The sequence below is a fragment of the Klebsiella sp. Shm-1 genome (assembly GCF_040804525.1).
GTDB classification, from domain to species: domain Bacteria; phylum Pseudomonadota; class Gammaproteobacteria; order Enterobacterales; family Enterobacteriaceae; genus Klebsiella; species Klebsiella pneumoniae.
Map to the genome: position 1 here is coordinate 375,292 of NZ_CP161823.1, position 17,302 is coordinate 392,593.

The window sequence follows — 17,302 nt, forward strand, 5'->3', positions numbered from 1 at the left end:
TAAATGTATACTTAACCTGCTGTTAAATATGCTTTGTAACAATTTAGCCTGGAATATATACCAGATTTAGCTGGTGAGCGCGCCGGGCTTTTTTGAGAATACGCACTGACTATTGCAGTGAACCTTTGGGAGTACAAACAATGCAAGAGAATTATAAGATTCTGGTTGTGGATGACGACATGCGCCTGCGTGCGCTGCTCGAGCGTTATCTGACCGAGCAGGGCTTCCAGGTTCGTAGCGTGGCGAACGCCGAACAGATGGATCGTCTGTTAACCCGTGAATCCTTCCACCTGATGGTGCTGGATCTGATGCTGCCGGGCGAAGATGGTCTCTCTATCTGCCGTCGTCTGCGCAGCCAGAGTAACCCGATGCCGATCATTATGGTGACGGCGAAAGGCGAAGAGGTCGATCGGATCGTGGGTCTGGAGATCGGTGCTGACGACTATATTCCGAAGCCGTTTAACCCGCGCGAACTGCTGGCCCGCATCCGGGCGGTGCTGCGCCGCCAGGCGAACGAGCTGCCGGGCGCGCCGTCGCAGGAAGAGGCGGTTATCGCCTTTGGTAAATTCAAACTGAACCTGGGTACCCGCGAGATGTTCCGTGAAGACGAGCCGATGCCGTTGACCAGCGGCGAATTCGCGGTCCTGAAGGCGCTGGTGAGCCATCCCCGTGAGCCGCTGTCGCGCGATAAGCTGATGAACCTCGCCCGCGGCCGCGAATACTCTGCGATGGAGCGCTCCATCGACGTACAGATCTCCCGCCTGCGCCGCATGGTGGAAGAGGACCCGGCGCATCCGCGCTACATCCAGACCGTCTGGGGTCTGGGCTACGTCTTCGTCCCGGACGGTTCTAAGGCATGAAACGCGTGCGCTTTTCGCCGCGCAGCTCCTTTGCTCGCACACTGCTCCTGATCGTCACCTTGCTGTTCGTCAGCCTGGTGACGACCTATCTGGTGGTACTGAATTTCGCGATCCTGCCGAGTCTCCAGCAGTTTAATAAAGTGTTAGCCTACGAAGTGCGTATGCTGATGACCGACAAACTGCAGCTGGAGGATGGCACCCAGCTGGTGGTGCCCCCGGCGTTTCGTCGTGAAATTTATCGCGAGCTGGGGATTTCGCTCTATTCCAATGAAGCGGCGGAAGACGCAGGCCTGCGCTGGGCGCAGCATTATGAATTCTTAAGTCAGCAGATGGCCCATCAGCTTGGTGGCCCCACAGAGGTGCGGGTAGAGGTCAATAAAAGCTCCCCTGTGGTGTGGCTGAAGACCTGGCTGTCGCCCAATATCTGGGTGCGGGTGCCGCTGACCGAGATCCATCAGGGCGACTTCTCGCCGCTGTTCCGCTATACCCTGGCGATCATGCTGCTGGCGATAGGCGGCGCCTGGCTGTTTATTCGTATTCAGAACCGCCCGTTGGTGGATCTGGAGCACGCGGCGCTGCAGGTCGGGCGCGGCATTATTCCGCCGCCGCTGCGCGAGTATGGCGCCTCCGAAGTGCGTTCGGTGACGCGCGCCTTTAACCATATGGCGGCGGGCGTGAAGCAGCTGGCTGATGACCGTACGCTGCTGATGGCCGGGGTCAGTCATGATTTACGAACCCCGCTGACCCGCATTCGTCTGGCCACCGAGATGATGGGCGAGCAGGACGGCTATCTCGCGGAGTCGATCAACAAAGATATCGAAGAGTGCAACGCCATCATCGAGCAGTTTATCGACTATCTGCGCACCGGGCAGGAGATGCCGATGGAGCTGGCGGATCTGAATGCGGTGCTGGGGGAAGTGATCGCTGCGGAGAGCGGCTATGAGCGGGAAATCGCCACCGCCCTGCAGGCCGGCGAAATTCCGGTACGTATGCACCCGCTGTCTATCAAGCGCGCGCTGGCGAATATGGTGGTCAACGCGGCCCGCTATGGCAATGGCTGGATCAAGGTCAGCAGCGGCAGCGAAGCGAGCCGGGCCTGGTTCCAGGTAGAAGATGACGGACCGGGGATTAAACCTGAGCAGCGGGAGCACCTGTTTCAGCCGTTTGTACGCGGCGACAGCGCCCGCAGCACCAGCGGCACCGGGCTGGGGTTGGCGATTGTTCAGCGTATTATCGACAATCACAACGGCCGGCTGGAGATTGGCTCCAGCGAACGCGGCGGGTTACTGATCCGCGCCTGGCTGCCGGTGCACCGGATGCTGGCGCCGATGAAACCCGCCAGGGAGAGCTGATCGCGCCCGCGGTTAGCTGCTCAGGATGTTGCACAATAAAAAGCCGGGCAAGCCCGGCTTTTTCACCTTTGCGCCCGTTAGCGCTGCGGTCCTGCCGCCACCAGCGCGGCGCCCGCTGGCGTATCGGTATACTTCTCAAAATTCTCAATAAACAGCTTCGCCAGCTGGTCGGCTTTTTCCTGCCACTGCTCCGGGGAACCATAGGTGCTGCGCGGATCGAGGATGTGGGTATCCACGCCCGGGAGCGCCGTCGGGATCTGCAGGTTAAACATCGGCAGGGTAAAGGTCTCCGCGTTGTCCAGCGAGCCATTGAGGATGGCGTCGATGATCGCGCGGGTATCTTTAATCGAGATGCGCTTGCCGGTGCCGTTCCAGCCGGTATTGACCAGATAAGCCTGCGCGCCAGCCGCCTGCATGCGTTTGACCAGCACTTCGGCGTACTGCGTCGGGTGCAGCGACAGGAAGGCGGCGCCGAAGCAGGCGGAGAAGGTTGGCGTGGGTTCGGTTACGCCGCGCTCGGTGCCGGCCAGTTTGGCGGTAAACCCGGACAGGAAATGGTACTGCGTCTGGTCGGCGGTCAGGCGGGAGACCGGCGGCAGGACGCCGAACGCATCGGCCGTCAGGAAGATCACTTTGGTAGCGTGACCCGCTTTAGACACCGGCTTAACAATGTTGTCGATGTGGTCGATGGGGTAGGAGACGCGGGTATTTTCGGTCTTTGAACCGTCATCGAAATCGACCGTGCCGTCGGCGCGTACCACCACGTTTTCCAGCAGGGCGTTGCGGCGGATGGCGTGATAGATATCCGGCTCGGCCGCTTCAGAGAGCTTGATGGTCTTGGCGTAGCAGCCCCCTTCGAAGTTAAACACGCCGTCGTCATCCCAGCCATGTTCGTCATCGCCAATCAGGCGGCGTTTCGGGTCGGTGGAGAGGGTGGTTTTGCCGGTGCCTGAGAGGCCGAAGAAAATGGCGACATCGCCTTTCTCGCCGACGTTGGCTGAGCAGTGCATGGAGGCGATGCCCTTCAGCGGCAGCAGGTAGTTCATGATCGAGAACATCCCTTTCTTCATCTCGCCGCCGTACCAGGTGCCGCCGATCAACTGAATGCGCTCGGTGAGGTTGAAGGCGACGAAGTTTTCCGAATTGAGGCCCTGCTCTTTCCACTGCGGATTGGTGCATTTCGCGCCGTTCATCACGATGAAGTCGGGCACGAATTCAGCCAGCTCTTCATCGCTCGGACGGATGAACATGTTTTTAACGAAGTGCGCCTGCCAGGCCACTTCGGTAATGAAACGTACGCTGAGACGGGTATCGGCGTTGGCGCCGCAGAAAGCGTCGACGATAAACAGGCGTTTACCGGACAGTTGCTGGGTCACCAGCCCTTTCAGATGCTGCCAGGTTTCCTGCGAAAGCGGCTTGTTGTCGTTTTTACCTTTGCCTTTATCGGACCACCAGACGGTGTCGCGGGTGGTGTCGTCGCGCACGAGATACTTATCTTTCGGAGAACGACCGGTAAAAATGCCCGTGTCGACGGCGATAGCACCCAGAGTGGTTAATACGCCACGTTCGTAGCCTTCCAGGTTCGGGTCGAGCTCTTCCTGAAACAACATGTCGTAGCTGGGGTTGTGGACGATATCCTGGACGTCATTGATACCATAAGCCTTGAGATCCTGCGGGGTTAAACCATGATTAACGCGCATGTCACTGCTCCTTAGCCAAGATGTACTGCTGTAAATTGTAGGGTTAATTGCCGGGTATTGACCGCGACCAGGCTCATAGATTTACGTATCTCGACATTCCTCAGAATGACGATAAAAACGGTGACTCCTGTCACGAAGTGGAGTGGATTATCTCAGGAAATGGGCGGATGGTGGGGTTAGATGTTTCTCAATGGTTAAAAAGTAATTAAAAAAACTGCCGAAATGTGAATGTAATCGCTTTCCTGAAATTAAATTACGTAACTCTTTCAGGGAAAATCGATTCAACTCGCGAATAAATTAAAAGTCAGGCACAACGCGACAAACAACATTGCCGCCCTGTGCCTGAGAAAGATGCGGGGATTAATGAACCTGCGGATCGGCCGGAGAGGCGTTATTACGGATCTCGGCGATGTCCATGGCATTGAAGATATAGTGGTTACCGCAGTAGTCGCAGTGCATATCAATTTCGCCTTCGTCGGCGAGGATGCTATCAATCTCTTCATCCGGCAGCGTCTTCAGCGCGCCGGCGCAGCGTTCGCGGGAGCAGGTGCACTTGAACTCCACGCTCTGCGGGTCGTAGACCGTGACTTCTTCTTCATGATACAGGCGCCACAGCACATCATTTGCCGGCAGGGTGAACAGCTCTTCCGCCTTAATGGTCTCGGTAAGCGTCGCCAGGTGCTCGAAGTCGGCAGTCTGGGCATCCTGCGCCGGCATCACCTGCAGCAGCATCCCGCCCGCCATCGGCTGGCCTTCATGATCGCCGGTGCGGATGATAAGGCGCGTCGGCAGCTGCTCTGAACGCTGGAAATAATCTTCCAGGCAGGCGGCCAGCGTATCGCCTTCCAGACCGACCACGCCCTGATAGCGCTCACCTTCTTCCGGAGAGATGGTAATGACCAGGTAGCCGTTGCCGACCATCGTTTTCAGATCCGCATCGTCCGCAATCTCGCCCTGCACGCGCGCGACGCCGCGCAGCTGCTGCTGGTTATTGCCGTTGATCACCGCCAGCTGTAAAGGGCCATCCCCCTGCAGCTGTACGGTAATGTCGCCGGCAAACTTCAGCGTCGCGGTCAGCAGACTGGTGGCGACCAACAGCTCCGCCAGCACCGTTTTGACCGGTTGGGGATAGGTGTGATTCGCCAGAATCTGTTCCAGGGTTTCCGACACCGTCACCAGCTCGCCGCGCACGGCATAGTTTTCAAACAGATAACGATGTAATTGATCGTGTTGAGTCATAATCATCTCTCTTTCTGGCGCGAGTTATTCACTCTCGCCGTGTTTAAATCTCATCAGGTCGCGGCGCTCTTTCTTGTCCGGACGTCTGTCAGGGTGCGGCATGGTCAGGGCGTTCATTTTGCGCGCCAGGGCCATTTTTTCACGCTTCTCGATACTCTCCGCCGTCTCTTCATACAGGTTGACGGCTTCGCTTGCCGGGCGGCGCTGTTCGGTAATGCCGATAATGCGCACCGTCCGCTCGTCGTTGCCCTGGCGCAGCGTCAGCATGGCGTCGAGTTCGACGATTTTTCCGGGTTTGCTACGTTGTCCGTTGTAATGCACCTTGCCGCCTTCAATCATTTCCCGCGCCAGCGCGCGGGTTTTGTAAAAGCGGGCGGCCCAAAGCCATTTGTCCAGTCTGACGGTTTCGGTGGGCTTCTCTTTCATCGCCTCTCCTTCGGGGTAAGCGAAGGGATCAGTCGTCGGTAATCATTCAGCCCCGGATGGCGCAGATACTGCTTTTCCGCCAGTCCGGAGTCAGGATTGGTAATACCCAGGCAGTAACGAATGCCAAACTCCCTCGCGGCATCCAGTATCGCCTCGCTGTCGTCGACAAACAGCGTTTTGTGCGCCTCAAGGCCAGTTTCCTCCGCCACGGCGCACCACAGACGCTGATCCTCTTTCGGATAACCAAATGTGTGGGTGGAAAGTAATAAATCAAGGTGCGCGTCCAGGCCGGTGTGTTTGAGCTTCACCGCCAGATTGTGGGGATGGGCATTGGTCAACAGAATGCGTCGCTTACCGCAGGCCTTGAGCGCATCAAGGAACGGCACGGTATCCTCGCGCAGCGTGGCGCGCGGACCTTGTTCGCTGGTCATCGCACAAATATCCAAACCCAGGCGCTCGCTCCAGTAATCCAGACAGTACCAGTTTAGCGTATGCTGCACGGCGTGATACTCCTGGCGCATGGCGTCTTTCGCCTCCTGCAAATTGAGGCCGCGGGCGGCCCCCCAGGTTTCAGGCACCAGCGTTTGCCAGAAGTAGTTGTCGAAGGCGAGGTCCAGGAGCGTGCCGTCCATATCCAGCAGAACGGTATCGACCTCCTGCCAGGCGATATCAAAGTGCATGATGACTCTCCAGCGAGCGGAAAATGGGCGACAGGGTATCACACCCTGTCGCCGGGAAAATTAATCTTGCGAGTCAGATGAGGGGAGCAAAACCGGATTAAGGCAGCTTTCGTAATATTTCTGAATCTCTTCCATACGCTGACGATGGCGTTGATAACGACGCAGGGCCTGCACGGCGTGGTAAGCCATGCACCCCACCATTGACAGCAGCAGCAGGGTGATGCCCAGATAACGCCACAGGCCGCTGCGGTCGGGGATGCGATGCAGGTTGATATGCTGCGTGCCGTTGGCGTCAGTAAACAGGTTGGTAACGATACCTTCGGCATGGAAGGGGGTATGCATGAGCATACCGGCCAGCCGCCGCAGTTCGCCCCACTGCTCATGGGCCGGATAATCATACAGACTCACCGCCGGCCACGGCTGATTGACCAGTACGCTGCCCTCATCGCTGGCGATAAGAAAACCGCCGGGAGCCGGGCTGTTCAGCGCCTGCGCGGCCCGTGAGGTTTCGCGTATCACAAAGGGCGCGGTTGAGGTGGTCACCAGATTCTCCAGCGACTCGGCGCTGACCGGCCGCAGCAGCACGTTCACGCCATCCAGCTTGCCGGCGGTGGCGCGCTTGGTTAACGTTTCCCAGTTACGGGTATTGCCAAGATTGACCAACGCATTCTTCAGCCGCAGGCAATCATCCTTTGCCGAGCAGAGATCGTTAGTTTTCTGCACGATATCGCCGAAATCATCCAGTAGCACCATGCCTGATTTCTGAATGGCGGAGCGTAGGGCAGGGCTGACGCGGGAATCATCGTCGGTTTCCGGGTGCAGCTGGCGCTGGACGGACTGCATCAGGGCGGTCGCTTTGCTGACAATGTCAGACTCCGGCAGCGGCAGAGGAGGGGCGTCGTTCCACACAATCTGTGAACAATCGAAAGGCAGGAACGGCGAATCCTCTTTGGCGGACCAACTGCCCGGCGTGCGGATATTACACATCCCGGTACCGGCCAGGCGCAGCGTATCGCCAATGCGCACATGGGCTTTTTCCAGCTGGCTGACGGTAGTGGCTTCAATCGTTTGCGCGCCCTTCAGCCACGACAGGGTGAACTTAAACGGCATATTCAACGGTACGCTGGCCCACAGCATAATCACCACCACCAGGGCGCCGGCGGCGATAATCGCGCTGCGTAGCCAGTACTGCAGCGGGAAGTTTTTCACTTCATCATGAAGCGACAGGTAGCGTCCCTGACGGGCCACGTGGCGGTTGAGATAGATATCAATATCGGTCTGCTGCCCCAGGTCCTGGGCAATCCAGGGTTGCCAGTGGCGCGGATAGATGAGATCGATAATGCCCAGCGAGATGTTATTGATTTGCTCCTGATCGTTTTCGCCAAACAATCCCCAGCGCTTAGGGACGCCCCGCAGGCAATGGATTTCGCGCAGCGCGGCGCGACGCGGCGGGGCATAAATCCCCCACAGTCCGGCGGCGAGCAGCAACAAACCTGCGGCGACCAGCCAGGGGGTAAAGACAGCTGGCCCAATCAGGCTGAAATAAAAGAACAGAAAGGAGGCGACGATCAGGATCGCTTCGCGCAGCCCGTCCGGGCGATTCAGAGCGTGTTCTTCAGGCGTTTCCCGACGGATCTGCCGCAACTCTACCTGCTCGCTCTCTTCGCCGCGAATGGAGGCCTGGGTGGCCGAAGCGCGTTCCAGGGCGTAGCTTTGCGCTTCCTGGCGATAGTCGCTCAGGCTATGACCGTTAAGGGTGATAACCAGCGGCAGGCTGTCGGTGGGGATCAGCTCGACGCTGTTTTCATCGTTGATATGCTGTTCCCAGAACGGCGGCAGATGAACTTCAACCGAATCGAGGAAATAGCGCCATTTATTCGGCGCGTCGGTGGTGATCCCGTAGCGGGTGATGGCGCGTGTCACCGCATAGACGGTATCACTCTGTTCGTTCAGCGCCAGAGCGACAGGCGCGCTGGTCGCACCGGACGCCGGCACCTGCTGGGCGTGGCTCAACTCGGCAACATACTTCTCAATAGCCTGGCGCTCATCCGCAGGAAGCTGCCGCGTGGTAGCGTCGCTAAAGGCGTGCAGTAGGGGGAGTCGGCGGCGTCTGGCGTGAGCGCGATACCACCATCCGATGAGCAATACGCAGATTAGCAGAGCTGTAAGGAATATCAGAAAGGTGCCCATGCCCATCCCATCAAAGTTATTTTTTTCTTACGAAATCGTCGGTGAACGTGAAGACTAACGTCAAGCTGCAGTGTTAGCGGCGCACCTGCTTACAGGGTAGTGAATATGTCATGCAGCAGCGCACAAGCTTACCAAAAACGTTAAAGCGCAGAAATCGGTAAATTCTCAAAGCGAATTCAAGCTATTGACTTTTTTATCTTTATTACTTTTCCCCCTGCAGGGAAAAGGTTACAACTCTGTAAATAAGTAGCAATTTGGATTGCCGAAAGCGTGTTGCGTATCGCACAATGACTGCTTAATCACAGCATAGACCGATGACAATGAGCAAATCATTACAAAAACCCACCATTCTCAATGTTGAAACTGTCGCCCGTTCGCGCCTCTTTAATGTCGAAAGCGTCGATCTGGAGTTCAGCAACGGTGTGCGTCGCGTTTATGAACGTATGCGGCCTTCCACCCGTGAAGCGGTGATGATTGTGCCGATTGTGGATGATCACATTATTTTGATTCGTGAGTATGCCGTGGGGACGGAGTCCTACGAGCTGGGCTTCTCCAAAGGGCTGATTGATCCAGGTGAAACCGTGGATGAAGCGGCCAATCGCGAGCTGAAAGAAGAGGTTGGCTATGGCGCCAATAAGCTGACGTTTTTGAAGAAGCTCAGTATGGCCCCCTCCTACTTCTCCAGCAAAATGAATATCATGGTGGCGGAAGATCTCTATCCGGAGTCACTGCCGGGCGATGAACCTGAGCCGCTACCGCAGGTGCGCTGGCCGCTGGCGCAGCTGATGTCGCTGCTGGATGAAGAAGATTTTAATGAGGCCCGTAACGTCAGCGCGCTGTTTTTAGTGCGGGAATGGCTGCAGGCCCAGGGCCGACTCTGAACGAGCGTCCACGCTAAGCAGCAATAAAAAAGCGCCCGCAGGCGCTTTTTTTGTCAGAACAATTCGTGGGTTTCACCGCCGCCGTCAGTCAGGGTGGTGCCAACCTCACGGACTGCCTGCTGGGTGGGCTGGGTTCCTTCAATAAAGTACTCCGCCCGGCTATTGCCCCCGTTCGCCAACTGACCAGTGCTACGGTCGATATTCACCGTGACGATACCCGGCGGCGGAGTTAACGGTTCTTCCGGAACGCCTTCCAGCACGCTCTTCATAAAGCTGTCCCAGGCCGGCTGGGCGCTTTTGGCACCGCCTTCATAGCCAGAGATCTGATCTTTAATCGCTCCGGAGGCGGTGGTCCGGCCAAGATCGCGACGATGATCGTCAAAGCCGATCCAAACCGAGGTCACCACGCCCGGTCCGTAGCCTGAGAACCAGGCGTCCTTCGAGCTGTTGGTGGTCCCGGTTTTCCCACCGATGTCATGCCGCTGCAGATCGCGTCCGGCGCGCCAGCCGGTGCCCATCCAGCCCGGCTCGCCAAAGATGTTGCTGTTCAGCGCGCTCTTGATCAGGAAGGCCAGCGGTGTGTTAATCACATGCGGCGCGTATTCCTGTGCGCCGCTCTGCGCGACCAGCGACTGGTTGGCCTGCTCCAGCTGCGGCTGCGGCGGCACGTTGCCATTCTGCGGTTCCGCGGAGGTGGCGACATCTTCCACATCCTTGTTTTCCAGCACGTTGGATTTTGGCGTATCGCCGTAAATTACCGGTAAATCACACTGCGGACAGGCAATTTTCGGACGCTCCTCGAAGAGGACCCCGCCCTGATCGTTCTCAATCTTACTGATAAAGAAAGGATTGACCAGGAAGCCGCCGTTGGCCATCACCGAATAACCGCGAGCGACCTGCAGGGGCGTAAAGGAGGCTGAGCCCAGCGCCAACGATTCCGTGTGGACAATGTTCTGCGCCGGGAAGCCAAAGCGCTGCAGATACTCGGCGGCGTAGTCTACGCCCATGGCGCGCATAGCGCGCACCATCACCACGTTTTTCGACTGCCCCAGGCCCTGGCGTAAACGAATCGGACCGGCATACTGCGGCGGCGAGTTCTTCGGCCGCCAGTCGGAACCTGCGCCCGCATCCCAGCGCGAGATCGGCACATCGTTGAGCATACTTGCCAGCGTTAAGCCTTTATCCATCGCGGCGGTATAGAGGAACGGTTTAATGTTGGAGCCGACCTGGCGCAGCGCCTGGGTGGCGCGGTTGAATTTGCTCTGGTTAAAGTCAAACCCGCCGACAAGGGCAATAATCGCGCCGTTTTGCGGGTTAATGGAGACCAGCGCTGAGTTGACGTCCGGGAGCTGGGACAGCCACCAGCTGTCACCCACCTTGCGTACCCAGATCTGCTGCCCGGCCTGCACAACGTCGTTGACTTTACGCGGGGTCGCCCCTTGCTGCGTATCTGAGATAAAGCGACGGGCCCAGCGCACGCCCTCCATCGTCAGCGAAACGGAGTCGCCGTTAGCCAACAACGCGACAGCCTCCTGGGCATTCGCGGAGGTGACCACCGCCGGGAAAAGCGGACCGTAGCCAGACTGACGCTTCAGCGAATCGACGATCTTCTTCGTCTCCCACGGCGTTTCGCCGACTTTCCACAGTACGCTGGCCGGGCCGCGGTAGCCGTGACGCATATCGTAATCCAGCACGTTATTGCGTACCGCCTGCTGGGCCGCCTGCTGGTTTTTACGGGTAATGGTGGTGTAGACCCGATAACCATCTTCGTAGGCCTGCTCGCCGTAGCGATTCACCATCTCCTGGCGCACCATTTCACTCAGGTAAGGGGCGGAGAAGGCGATTTTCGGCGCGTGATAGCTGGCGTCGATGGGTTCGCTGCGCGCCTCATCGTATTGCGCCTGGGTGATGTATCCTTCGCTCAGCATACGCGACAGCACCACGTTGCGACGGGCGGTCGCGCGATCCATCGAATAGAGCGGGTTAAAAGTGGAAGGCGCTTTCGGCAGACCGGCAATCACCGCCATCTCACTCAGGGTCAGTTGGTCGATAGGTTTGCCAAAATAGACCTGCGCCGCGGCGCCGACGCCATAGGCGCGGTAGCCGAGGTAGATCTTGTTCAGATACAGCTCAAGGATTTCATCTTTATTCAGCAACTGCTCGATGCGGATGGCCAGAAAGGCCTCTTTAATTTTACGCATCAACGTCTTCTCGGGGCTGAGAAAGAAGTTACGCGCTAACTGCTGGGTGATGGTGCTGGCGCCCTGGGAGGCGTGGCCTGAAAACATCGCCACGCTGGCGGCGCGGAAAATACCTACCGGATCGACGCCGTGGTGCTCATAGAAGCGGCTGTCTTCGGTGGCGATAAACGCTTTCACCAGCTCGGGGGGAATTTGCTGCAACGTCACAGGGATACGGCGCTTTTCGCCGTACTGCGCAATAAGCTCACCGTCGGCGCTATAGACCTGCATCGGGATCTGCAAACGCACATCCTTCAGGGTTGCGACGTCGGGGAGTTGCGGCTCTATGTATTTGTAGAGGCCAAAAATCGAGCCTGCTCCCAGCAGTACGCAACAGACTGCAAGGATCAATAGATACTTTACGAACTTCACCGGTGTTTTCCCATTTAGTTTTATTTGGGCAGTTTATAAACAAACGCGCGGTAGTATAAAGGCAAGCCAGGTGCATTGATATAGCCGGGCAGTTTTGCCGGATAAGGAGATCGTAAGCATGGCTTTCAGAAACTGGCGGCTTGGAATGCATATCCAACAGGATAGCATTGCCATTGTCGCGCTATTGCATGAACGTTCACACTGGGCGCTGCGCCGCTGGTGGCGTATCCCATTGCCGCCGGGGCTGGTGCGTCAGGGAATGGTGGCGGACGTCAGCGCACTCGGTTCGCGGCTGGCCGCCTGGCGGCGGGAGCTACCGGCGCAGCATCAGGTTAGTATCGCCTTTCCCGCGGTGCGCACACTGCAAAAGCGTCTTCCGTATCCCCAGTTCGCCCTGCGGGAGCGGGAACAGGCGACGTGGGTAGCCAGCGCCATGAGCCAGCAGCTGGCAATGCCTGCCTCCGCGCTATGTATTGATTATGCGCCTACCTCGCGGGATGACGGCTGGCAGGTTACGGCGGCGCAGCGGCTGGATATCAATGTTCTGCGGGAGCTGGCAGGGCGGCTGCGGCTGCGGGTGGCGGCCATCGTACCGGATGCCAGTGCGCTCGGCGCCTTTTTCCCCTGGATGACTGCGGCAGACCAGGGCCTGGCGTGGCGGGATGAAAAGCACTGGCTGTGGGCGACCCGTGAGGCCTGGGGCAGCGACGCCTGCGCTGATGTCGGGTCCTTAAGCCAGCTGGCGGGGCAGCTTCAGATTCCGCTGCGCCTGTGTATTGACGCGGGCGATGAGGCCAGTCGCTTTGATGTCTGGCAAGTGATTCACCGTCGGCAGCCCCCGCTGCCAGCCGATGGCGATCGTTACGCCATTGCCCTTGGGCTGGCGCTGGGAGGCGGGCGGCATGACGCATGTCGTTAATCTTCTTCCCTGGCGCGACCTGCGTCGCCGCCAGCGCCTGCGCTACGTCCTGTTGTTAACCATCGGCATTGTGCTGCTGGGCGGGATGGGCCTGCTGGTGAGCCGAACGGCGCGTCTGCAGCGCGACTTCCTGGCGACGCTTCACACGACGGCCGACGCGCAGCTGCTCGCCTCGCTTAAGCAGCGCGAGCAGGCGATGCGTGAGGCGTGGCAGCAGCATCAACGGCAGCGCCAGCAGTACCAGCGCAGATCGGCGATCGCCGCCTGGCAACCCAGGCTGCAGGCGCTGGCGGCAGATCTGCCCGCGCAGGCGTGGCTGACGCGGCTGGAGTACCAGGGCGTACTCCTCACGCTGGACGGCCTGGCCCTTAACCTGCAGGCGCTAACCAGCGTGGAGGCTGCGCTGACTCGCGTCGCGGGATTCGCGCCGGCAAAAGCCGGCGGGACCCAGCGCGACGCCGAGGGGCGTTGGCAGTTCAGTTTTACCCTGACGGGAGCGCGCGCTGATGCGGATTAACCTTCGGGGCGCCTGGACGGGGCTGCCGATCCTGATCGCAATGGGGCTGTCGGGAGGCGGCGTGGCGCTCTGGCGCGATCTGCGCCCGCCGCAGGCGGCGGTAACCCGTGATGCGGCGTTGCAAACGCAGTGGCGGCGGATCATGGCGCTGCGCATCCCCGGCGAGGAAAATCCCGGGGCGCGCATCGACACGCAGTCATTTTCGCCCATAGCCATTCCGCTCTCCGGAGCGAAGCTTATCGCCTGGCGTCCGCAGGGAAGCGGCGGCGAGATGGAGCTGACCCTGTCCTGGTCAACGGTACCCGCGCTTTTTTCCTGGCTGGCGCGCTGCGGGATGAATCCGCGTTCGTTTTCGCTGGGCCGTGAGGCGCAGACGCTCCGCCTGCGACTGCTGCTGGAGGCGGAAGATGAGCGGTAAACGCTGGATCTTCCTGTGGCTACCGCTGTCGCTGCTGGCGGCCGAGCGTGACCCTTTCCAGCCGGTTGAGGATCCCTGCCGCACGGCGCAGCTTTCGCAATGGCGCTATGGCGGGGCGGTTGGGGATGAGGCTGGCTGGACGGGGTTTCTGCAGGATGGGAACGGAAAGTGGCGACGGGTACGCATGGATGAGCAATTGCCCACGGGCTGGCGGGTGAGCCGGCTGACGGCCGGTGAGCTGGACATCGTCACGTCTTCGGGATGTGAACCGCCAGCGTGGCGCTGGCAACGTGAAGGGAAACAACATGATGCGATGGATAAGCCTGCTGCTTCTGCTGCTGCCGCTGGCGGTGGCCCCCGCCGCCCGCAATGATAAACCGGTTTCGCTGGTGATTGACGATGCGCCAGTGGCCCAGGTGCTGCAAGCCCTGGCCGAAATGAACCATAAAAACCTCGTCGTCGCGCCGGACGTCAGCGGCACGCTCTCCCTGCGTCTGCAGAAGGTTCCCTGGAGCCAGGCGCTGCGGGCGGTAGCGGATAGCGCGGGTCTCTCTTTGCAACAGCAGGGGACGGTCATCTACGCGCACACTCAGGCCTGGCAAAAGGCAAATCAGGCGCAGCGTGAAGCCGAACAGGAGAAACGCCTGCAGAACCTGCCCCTGCAGGCGGAGAGCGTGACCCTGCACTTTGCCGACGCTGAGGAGCTGGCTAAAAGCGGCGGAAAGCTGCTCAGCGCCAGGGGACACCTGATGGCGGACAAGCGGACTAATCGGCTGCTGATCCGCGATGATGCCCGGCACCTGCCGGCGTTGAAGGCCTGGGCGCAGGAGATGGATCTGCCGGTCGGCCAGGTGGAGCTGGCCGCCCATATCGTGTCGATGAGCGAAACCAGTCTTCGTGAGCTGGGGGTGAAGTGGCGGCTTGCGGAAGCCGGAAGCCCGCCAGGCTCCGGGCAAATCACCACCCTAAGCAGCGATGTATCGGTAAACGATGCCAGCACCCGCGCAGGGTTTAACATCGGCAAGATCAACGGTCGCTTGCTTGAGCTGGAGCTATCCGCGCTGGAGCGCAAGCAGCAGGTCGAAATTATTGCCAGCCCGCGTTTATTGGCCTCCCACATGCAGCCTGCCAGCATCAAGCAGGGAAGCGAGATCCCCTATCAGGTTTCCAGTGGCGAAAGCGGCGCCACTTCGGTGGAGTTCAAAGAGGCGGTGCTGGGCATGGAGGTCACGCCGACGGTGCTGCAGCAGGGAAGAGTGCGGCTTAAGCTGCGAATAAGCGAGAATACGCCAGGCCAGGTGCTGAAGCAGGAAAACGGCGAAGCGCTGGCCATCGATAAGCAGGAGATAGAGACCCTGGTGGAAGTTCGCAGCGACGAGACTTTAGCGTTGGGCGGCATCTTTTCGCAGAAAAACAAAACCGCCCGCGACAGCGTCCCGCTGCTTGGCGATATCCCGGTACTGGGACGTCTGTTTCGTCGTGACGGGAAAGATAATGAACGTCGCGAACTGGTTGTCTTTATTACGCCACGGATTCTGGCAGTACGTTAAGCAGGTTTTTCATGCTAAACACGTTTCAGGTGTTTGACGTGAGGACGGATTTAGCATACAAGGGGTACCGATTTGAGAGTCGGGTACGACATCAATCCTCCCTTTATTGTCCGGCGATTTTATTCAGTTGCCAAACCAGCCGGAGTATTGAGATAATTTTTAGTCTGACTCTCGCTCTATTGCATATGAGGTTTCAGTTCATGCCCTGCGGCGCTGGGTGTCTGCGAAGCGGGTTTATCATTAACGAATAGTCTTAGTAGTACCGAAAAAATGGCAGAGAAACGCAATATCTTTCTGGTTGGGCCTATGGGTGCCGGCAAAAGCACTATTGGGCGCCAGTTAGCCCAACAGCTCAACATGGAATTTTACGATTCTGATCAAGAGATTGAGAAACGCACTGGCGCTGATGTGGGCTGGGTCTTCGATGTTGAAGGCGAAGAAGGCTTCCGCGACCGTGAAGAGAAAATTATCAATGAGTTGACGGAAAAACAGGGGATTGTGCTGGCGACTGGCGGCGGCTCTGTAAAATCCCGTGAAACGCGTAACCGTCTCTCCGCCCGCGGCGTGGTGGTCTACCTGGAAACTACGATCGAGAAGCAGTTGGCCCGTACGCAGCGCGATAAAAAGCGTCCTTTGCTACAAGTCGATGCGCCGCCTCGTGAAGTGCTGGAAGCGCTGGCTGACGAGCGTAACCCGCTGTATGAAGAGATCGCCGATGTGACTATCCGCACAGACGATCAGAGTGCGAAAGTCGTCGCGAACCAGATTATTCATATGCTGGAAAGCAACTGATTCTGGCTTAATAAAAGTGCGTCAGAGTAATAGTCATTGAGGTGGATGTCGCGTTATGGAGAGGCTTACTGTTACCCTCGGGGAACGTAGTTACCCGATTACCATCGCGGCTGGTTTGTTTAACGATCCAGCTTCCTTCCTGCCACTCAAGTCGGGCGACCAGGCTATGCTGGTCACCAACGAAACGCTGGCGCCGCTTTATCTGGATACCGTCCGCTCTGCGCTGGAGCAGTCAGGGGTCAACGTTGACAGCGTCATTCTGCCAGACGGCGAGCAATACAAAAGCCTGGCGGTGATGGATACCGTGTTTACTGCGCTGTTGCAAAAACCACATGGCCGCGACACCACTCTGGTGGCGCTTGGCGGGGGGGTGATCGGTGATTTAACCGGTTTCGCCGCGGCAAGCTATCAGCGCGGCGTGCGTTTCATCCAGGTCCCTACCACCCTGTTGTCGCAGGTCGACTCGTCGGTCGGCGGCAAAACCGCAGTGAACCACCCTCTCGGCAAAAACATGATTGGCGCCTTCTGGCAGCCGGTTTCCGTGGTAGTTGATCTTAACTGTCTGAAAACTCTGCCGAAGCGCGAGCTCGCTTCCGGACTGGCTGAGGTCATCAAGTACGGGGTGATCCTGGATGGTGAATTCTTCAGCTGGCTGGAAAACAACATTGATGCGCTGCTGGCGCTGGACGATACCGCCATGGCGTACTGCATTCGCCGCTGCTGTGAACTGAAAGCGGAGGTTGTGGCAGCCGACGAGCGTGAAACCGGGTTACGTGCTTTACTCAATCTTGGACATACCTTCGGCCATGCTATCGAAGCGGAAATGGGCTACGGTAACTGGCTGCATGGCGAAGCGGTGGCGGCAGGTATGGTGATGGCGGCACGCACGTCCGAACGGCTGGGGCAGTTCCGCGCGCAGGATACTCAGCGCATTATCGAGCTGCTTAAGCGTGCAGGCTTACCGGTACGCGGCCCGCAGGAAATGAGTGCGCAGGCGTATTTGCCCCATATGATGCGCGATAAAAAGGTACTGGCTGGCGAAATGCGGCTGGTGCTCCCGCTCGCAATAGGAAGCAGCGAGCTGCGCGGCGGAGTGCCGCACGATGTAGTTCTTGGCGCGATTGCTGATACTCAGCAGGCGCAACAATAAGAAGGTCTGGCCGCGT

16 protein-coding genes are annotated in these 17,302 nt (G+C 58.6%); 10 read left to right on the forward strand and 6 right to left on the reverse strand.

What is annotated here, in order from left to right:
- The first annotated feature begins 140 nt into the window (after positions 1 to 140).
- A complete protein-coding gene (ompR, locus tag AB1E37_RS01720; RefSeq protein ID WP_001157751.1) occupies positions 141 to 860 on the forward strand; it encodes a two-component system response regulator OmpR in 720 nt (239 codons plus the stop codon).
- Positions 857 to 2,212: a two-component system sensor histidine kinase EnvZ gene (envZ, locus tag AB1E37_RS01725; RefSeq protein ID WP_002920333.1), complete on the forward strand. Its 1,356-nt coding sequence runs from the start codon at positions 857 to 859 to the stop codon at positions 2,210 to 2,212. The genes ompR and envZ overlap by 4 nt, the downstream gene beginning before the upstream one ends.
- A gap of 77 nt (positions 2,213 to 2,289) precedes the next feature.
- Here envZ and pckA read toward each other — a convergent pair whose 3' ends face one another.
- From pckA to AB1E37_RS01750, 5 genes are all read right to left on the reverse strand, one after another.
- The gene (gene pckA, locus AB1E37_RS01730) at positions 2,290 to 3,912 is read right to left on the reverse strand and encodes a phosphoenolpyruvate carboxykinase (ATP) (protein ID WP_004210368.1); all 1,623 of its coding nucleotides are present in this window, start codon (positions 3,910 to 3,912) and stop codon (positions 2,290 to 2,292) included.
- A 360-nt stretch (positions 3,913 to 4,272) separates the two neighbouring features.
- On the reverse strand, positions 4,273 to 5,157 hold the full coding sequence (gene hslO, locus AB1E37_RS01735; RefSeq protein ID WP_004188324.1) for an Hsp33 family molecular chaperone HslO: 885 nt from the start codon (positions 5,155 to 5,157) through the stop codon (positions 4,273 to 4,275).
- Between the two features lie 18 nt (positions 5,158 to 5,175).
- On the reverse strand, positions 5,176 to 5,577 hold the full coding sequence (hslR, locus tag AB1E37_RS01740) for a ribosome-associated heat shock protein Hsp15 (protein ID WP_002920326.1): 402 nt from the start codon (positions 5,575 to 5,577) through the stop codon (positions 5,176 to 5,178).
- Positions 5,574 to 6,257: a GMP/IMP nucleotidase gene (gene yrfG, locus AB1E37_RS01745; RefSeq protein WP_004210367.1), complete on the reverse strand. Its 684-nt coding sequence runs from the start codon at positions 6,255 to 6,257 to the stop codon at positions 5,574 to 5,576. The genes hslR and yrfG overlap by 4 nt, the downstream gene beginning before the upstream one ends.
- Positions 6,258 to 6,317: 60 nt before the next feature.
- Positions 6,318 to 8,447 carry an intracellular growth attenuator family protein gene (locus AB1E37_RS01750; protein ID WP_117116871.1) on the reverse strand — a complete coding sequence of 710 codons (2,130 nt, stop codon included), beginning with the start codon at positions 8,445 to 8,447 and terminating at the stop codon, positions 6,318 to 6,320.
- Between the two features lie 320 nt (positions 8,448 to 8,767).
- On the opposite strand from AB1E37_RS01750, the gene nudE reads away from it, so the two are divergent.
- Complete coding sequence (gene nudE / locus AB1E37_RS01755; RefSeq protein ID WP_002920321.1) at positions 8,768 to 9,328, forward strand: ADP compounds hydrolase NudE; 561 nt, start codon at positions 8,768 to 8,770, stop codon at positions 9,326 to 9,328.
- A 53-nt stretch (positions 9,329 to 9,381) separates the two neighbouring features.
- On the opposite strand, the gene mrcA is transcribed toward nudE, so the two are convergent.
- The gene (gene mrcA, locus AB1E37_RS01760; RefSeq protein ID WP_004185951.1) at positions 9,382 to 11,940 is read right to left on the reverse strand and encodes a peptidoglycan glycosyltransferase/peptidoglycan DD-transpeptidase MrcA; all 2,559 of its coding nucleotides are present in this window, start codon (positions 11,938 to 11,940) and stop codon (positions 9,382 to 9,384) included.
- A gap of 118 nt (positions 11,941 to 12,058) precedes the next feature.
- On the opposite strand from mrcA, the gene AB1E37_RS01765 reads away from it, so the two are divergent.
- From AB1E37_RS01765 to aroB, 7 genes are all read left to right on the forward strand, one after another.
- Positions 12,059 to 12,859 (forward strand): hypothetical protein, encoded by an 801-nt coding sequence (locus AB1E37_RS01765; protein ID WP_004174027.1) that lies wholly within the window; start codon positions 12,059 to 12,061, stop codon positions 12,857 to 12,859.
- Positions 12,843 to 13,376, forward strand: a complete 534-nt coding sequence (locus tag AB1E37_RS01770; protein WP_004174028.1) for a PilN domain-containing protein — start codon at positions 12,843 to 12,845, stop codon at positions 13,374 to 13,376. The genes AB1E37_RS01765 and AB1E37_RS01770 overlap by 17 nt, the downstream gene beginning before the upstream one ends.
- A complete protein-coding gene (locus tag AB1E37_RS01775) occupies positions 13,366 to 13,794 on the forward strand; it encodes a hypothetical protein (protein WP_004174029.1) in 429 nt (142 codons plus the stop codon). Before AB1E37_RS01770 ends, AB1E37_RS01775 begins: the two co-directional genes overlap by 11 nt.
- The gene (locus tag AB1E37_RS01780) at positions 13,784 to 14,167 is read left to right on the forward strand and encodes a HofP DNA utilization family protein (protein ID WP_002920279.1); all 384 of its coding nucleotides are present in this window, start codon (positions 13,784 to 13,786) and stop codon (positions 14,165 to 14,167) included. Before AB1E37_RS01775 ends, AB1E37_RS01780 begins: the two co-directional genes overlap by 11 nt.
- The gene (hofQ, locus tag AB1E37_RS01785; RefSeq protein ID WP_284302705.1) at positions 14,100 to 15,344 is read left to right on the forward strand and encodes a DNA uptake porin HofQ; all 1,245 of its coding nucleotides are present in this window, start codon (positions 14,100 to 14,102) and stop codon (positions 15,342 to 15,344) included. Before AB1E37_RS01780 ends, hofQ begins: the two co-directional genes overlap by 68 nt.
- A gap of 270 nt (positions 15,345 to 15,614) precedes the next feature.
- Complete coding sequence (aroK, locus tag AB1E37_RS01790) at positions 15,615 to 16,136, forward strand: shikimate kinase AroK (protein WP_002920267.1); 522 nt, start codon at positions 15,615 to 15,617, stop codon at positions 16,134 to 16,136.
- A gap of 55 nt (positions 16,137 to 16,191) precedes the next feature.
- Positions 16,192 to 17,286, forward strand: coding sequence for a 3-dehydroquinate synthase (aroB, locus tag AB1E37_RS01795; protein WP_004150047.1), 1,095 nt, complete (start codon positions 16,192 to 16,194; stop codon positions 17,284 to 17,286).
- Positions 17,287 to 17,302 lie beyond the last annotated feature (16 nt).

What these genes read in the sequence shown, in the direction of transcription:
- ompR (WP_001157751.1), top strand. Translation starts at nt 141, where the DNA reads ATGCAAGAGAATTATAAGATTCTGGTTGTGGATGACGACATGCGCCTG.
- envZ (WP_002920333.1), top strand. Translation starts at nt 857, where the DNA reads ATGAAACGCGTGCGCTTTTCGCCGCGCAGCTCCTTTGCTCGCACACTG.
- pckA (WP_004210368.1), bottom strand. Translation starts at nt 3,912, where the DNA reads ATGCGCGTTAATCATGGTTTAACCCCGCAGGATCTCAAGGCTTATGGT.
- hslO (WP_004188324.1), bottom strand. Translation starts at nt 5,157, where the DNA reads ATGATTATGACTCAACACGATCAATTACATCGTTATCTGTTTGAAAAC.
- hslR (WP_002920326.1), bottom strand. Translation starts at nt 5,577, where the DNA reads ATGAAAGAGAAGCCCACCGAAACCGTCAGACTGGACAAATGGCTTTGG.
- yrfG (WP_004210367.1), bottom strand. Translation starts at nt 6,257, where the DNA reads ATGCACTTTGATATCGCCTGGCAGGAGGTCGATACCGTTCTGCTGGAT.
- AB1E37_RS01750 (WP_117116871.1), bottom strand. Translation starts at nt 8,447, where the DNA reads ATGGGCACCTTTCTGATATTCCTTACAGCTCTGCTAATCTGCGTATTG.
- nudE (WP_002920321.1), top strand. Translation starts at nt 8,768, where the DNA reads ATGAGCAAATCATTACAAAAACCCACCATTCTCAATGTTGAAACTGTC.
- AB1E37_RS01765 (WP_004174027.1), top strand. Translation starts at nt 12,059, where the DNA reads ATGGCTTTCAGAAACTGGCGGCTTGGAATGCATATCCAACAGGATAGC.
- AB1E37_RS01770 (WP_004174028.1), top strand. Translation starts at nt 12,843, where the DNA reads ATGACGCATGTCGTTAATCTTCTTCCCTGGCGCGACCTGCGTCGCCGC.
- AB1E37_RS01775 (WP_004174029.1), top strand. Translation starts at nt 13,366, where the DNA reads ATGCGGATTAACCTTCGGGGCGCCTGGACGGGGCTGCCGATCCTGATC.
- AB1E37_RS01780 (WP_002920279.1), top strand. Translation starts at nt 13,784, where the DNA reads ATGAGCGGTAAACGCTGGATCTTCCTGTGGCTACCGCTGTCGCTGCTG.
- hofQ (WP_284302705.1), top strand. Translation starts at nt 14,100, where the DNA reads ATGATGCGATGGATAAGCCTGCTGCTTCTGCTGCTGCCGCTGGCGGTG.
- aroK (WP_002920267.1), top strand. Translation starts at nt 15,615, where the DNA reads ATGGCAGAGAAACGCAATATCTTTCTGGTTGGGCCTATGGGTGCCGGC.
- aroB (WP_004150047.1), top strand. Translation starts at nt 16,192, where the DNA reads ATGGAGAGGCTTACTGTTACCCTCGGGGAACGTAGTTACCCGATTACC.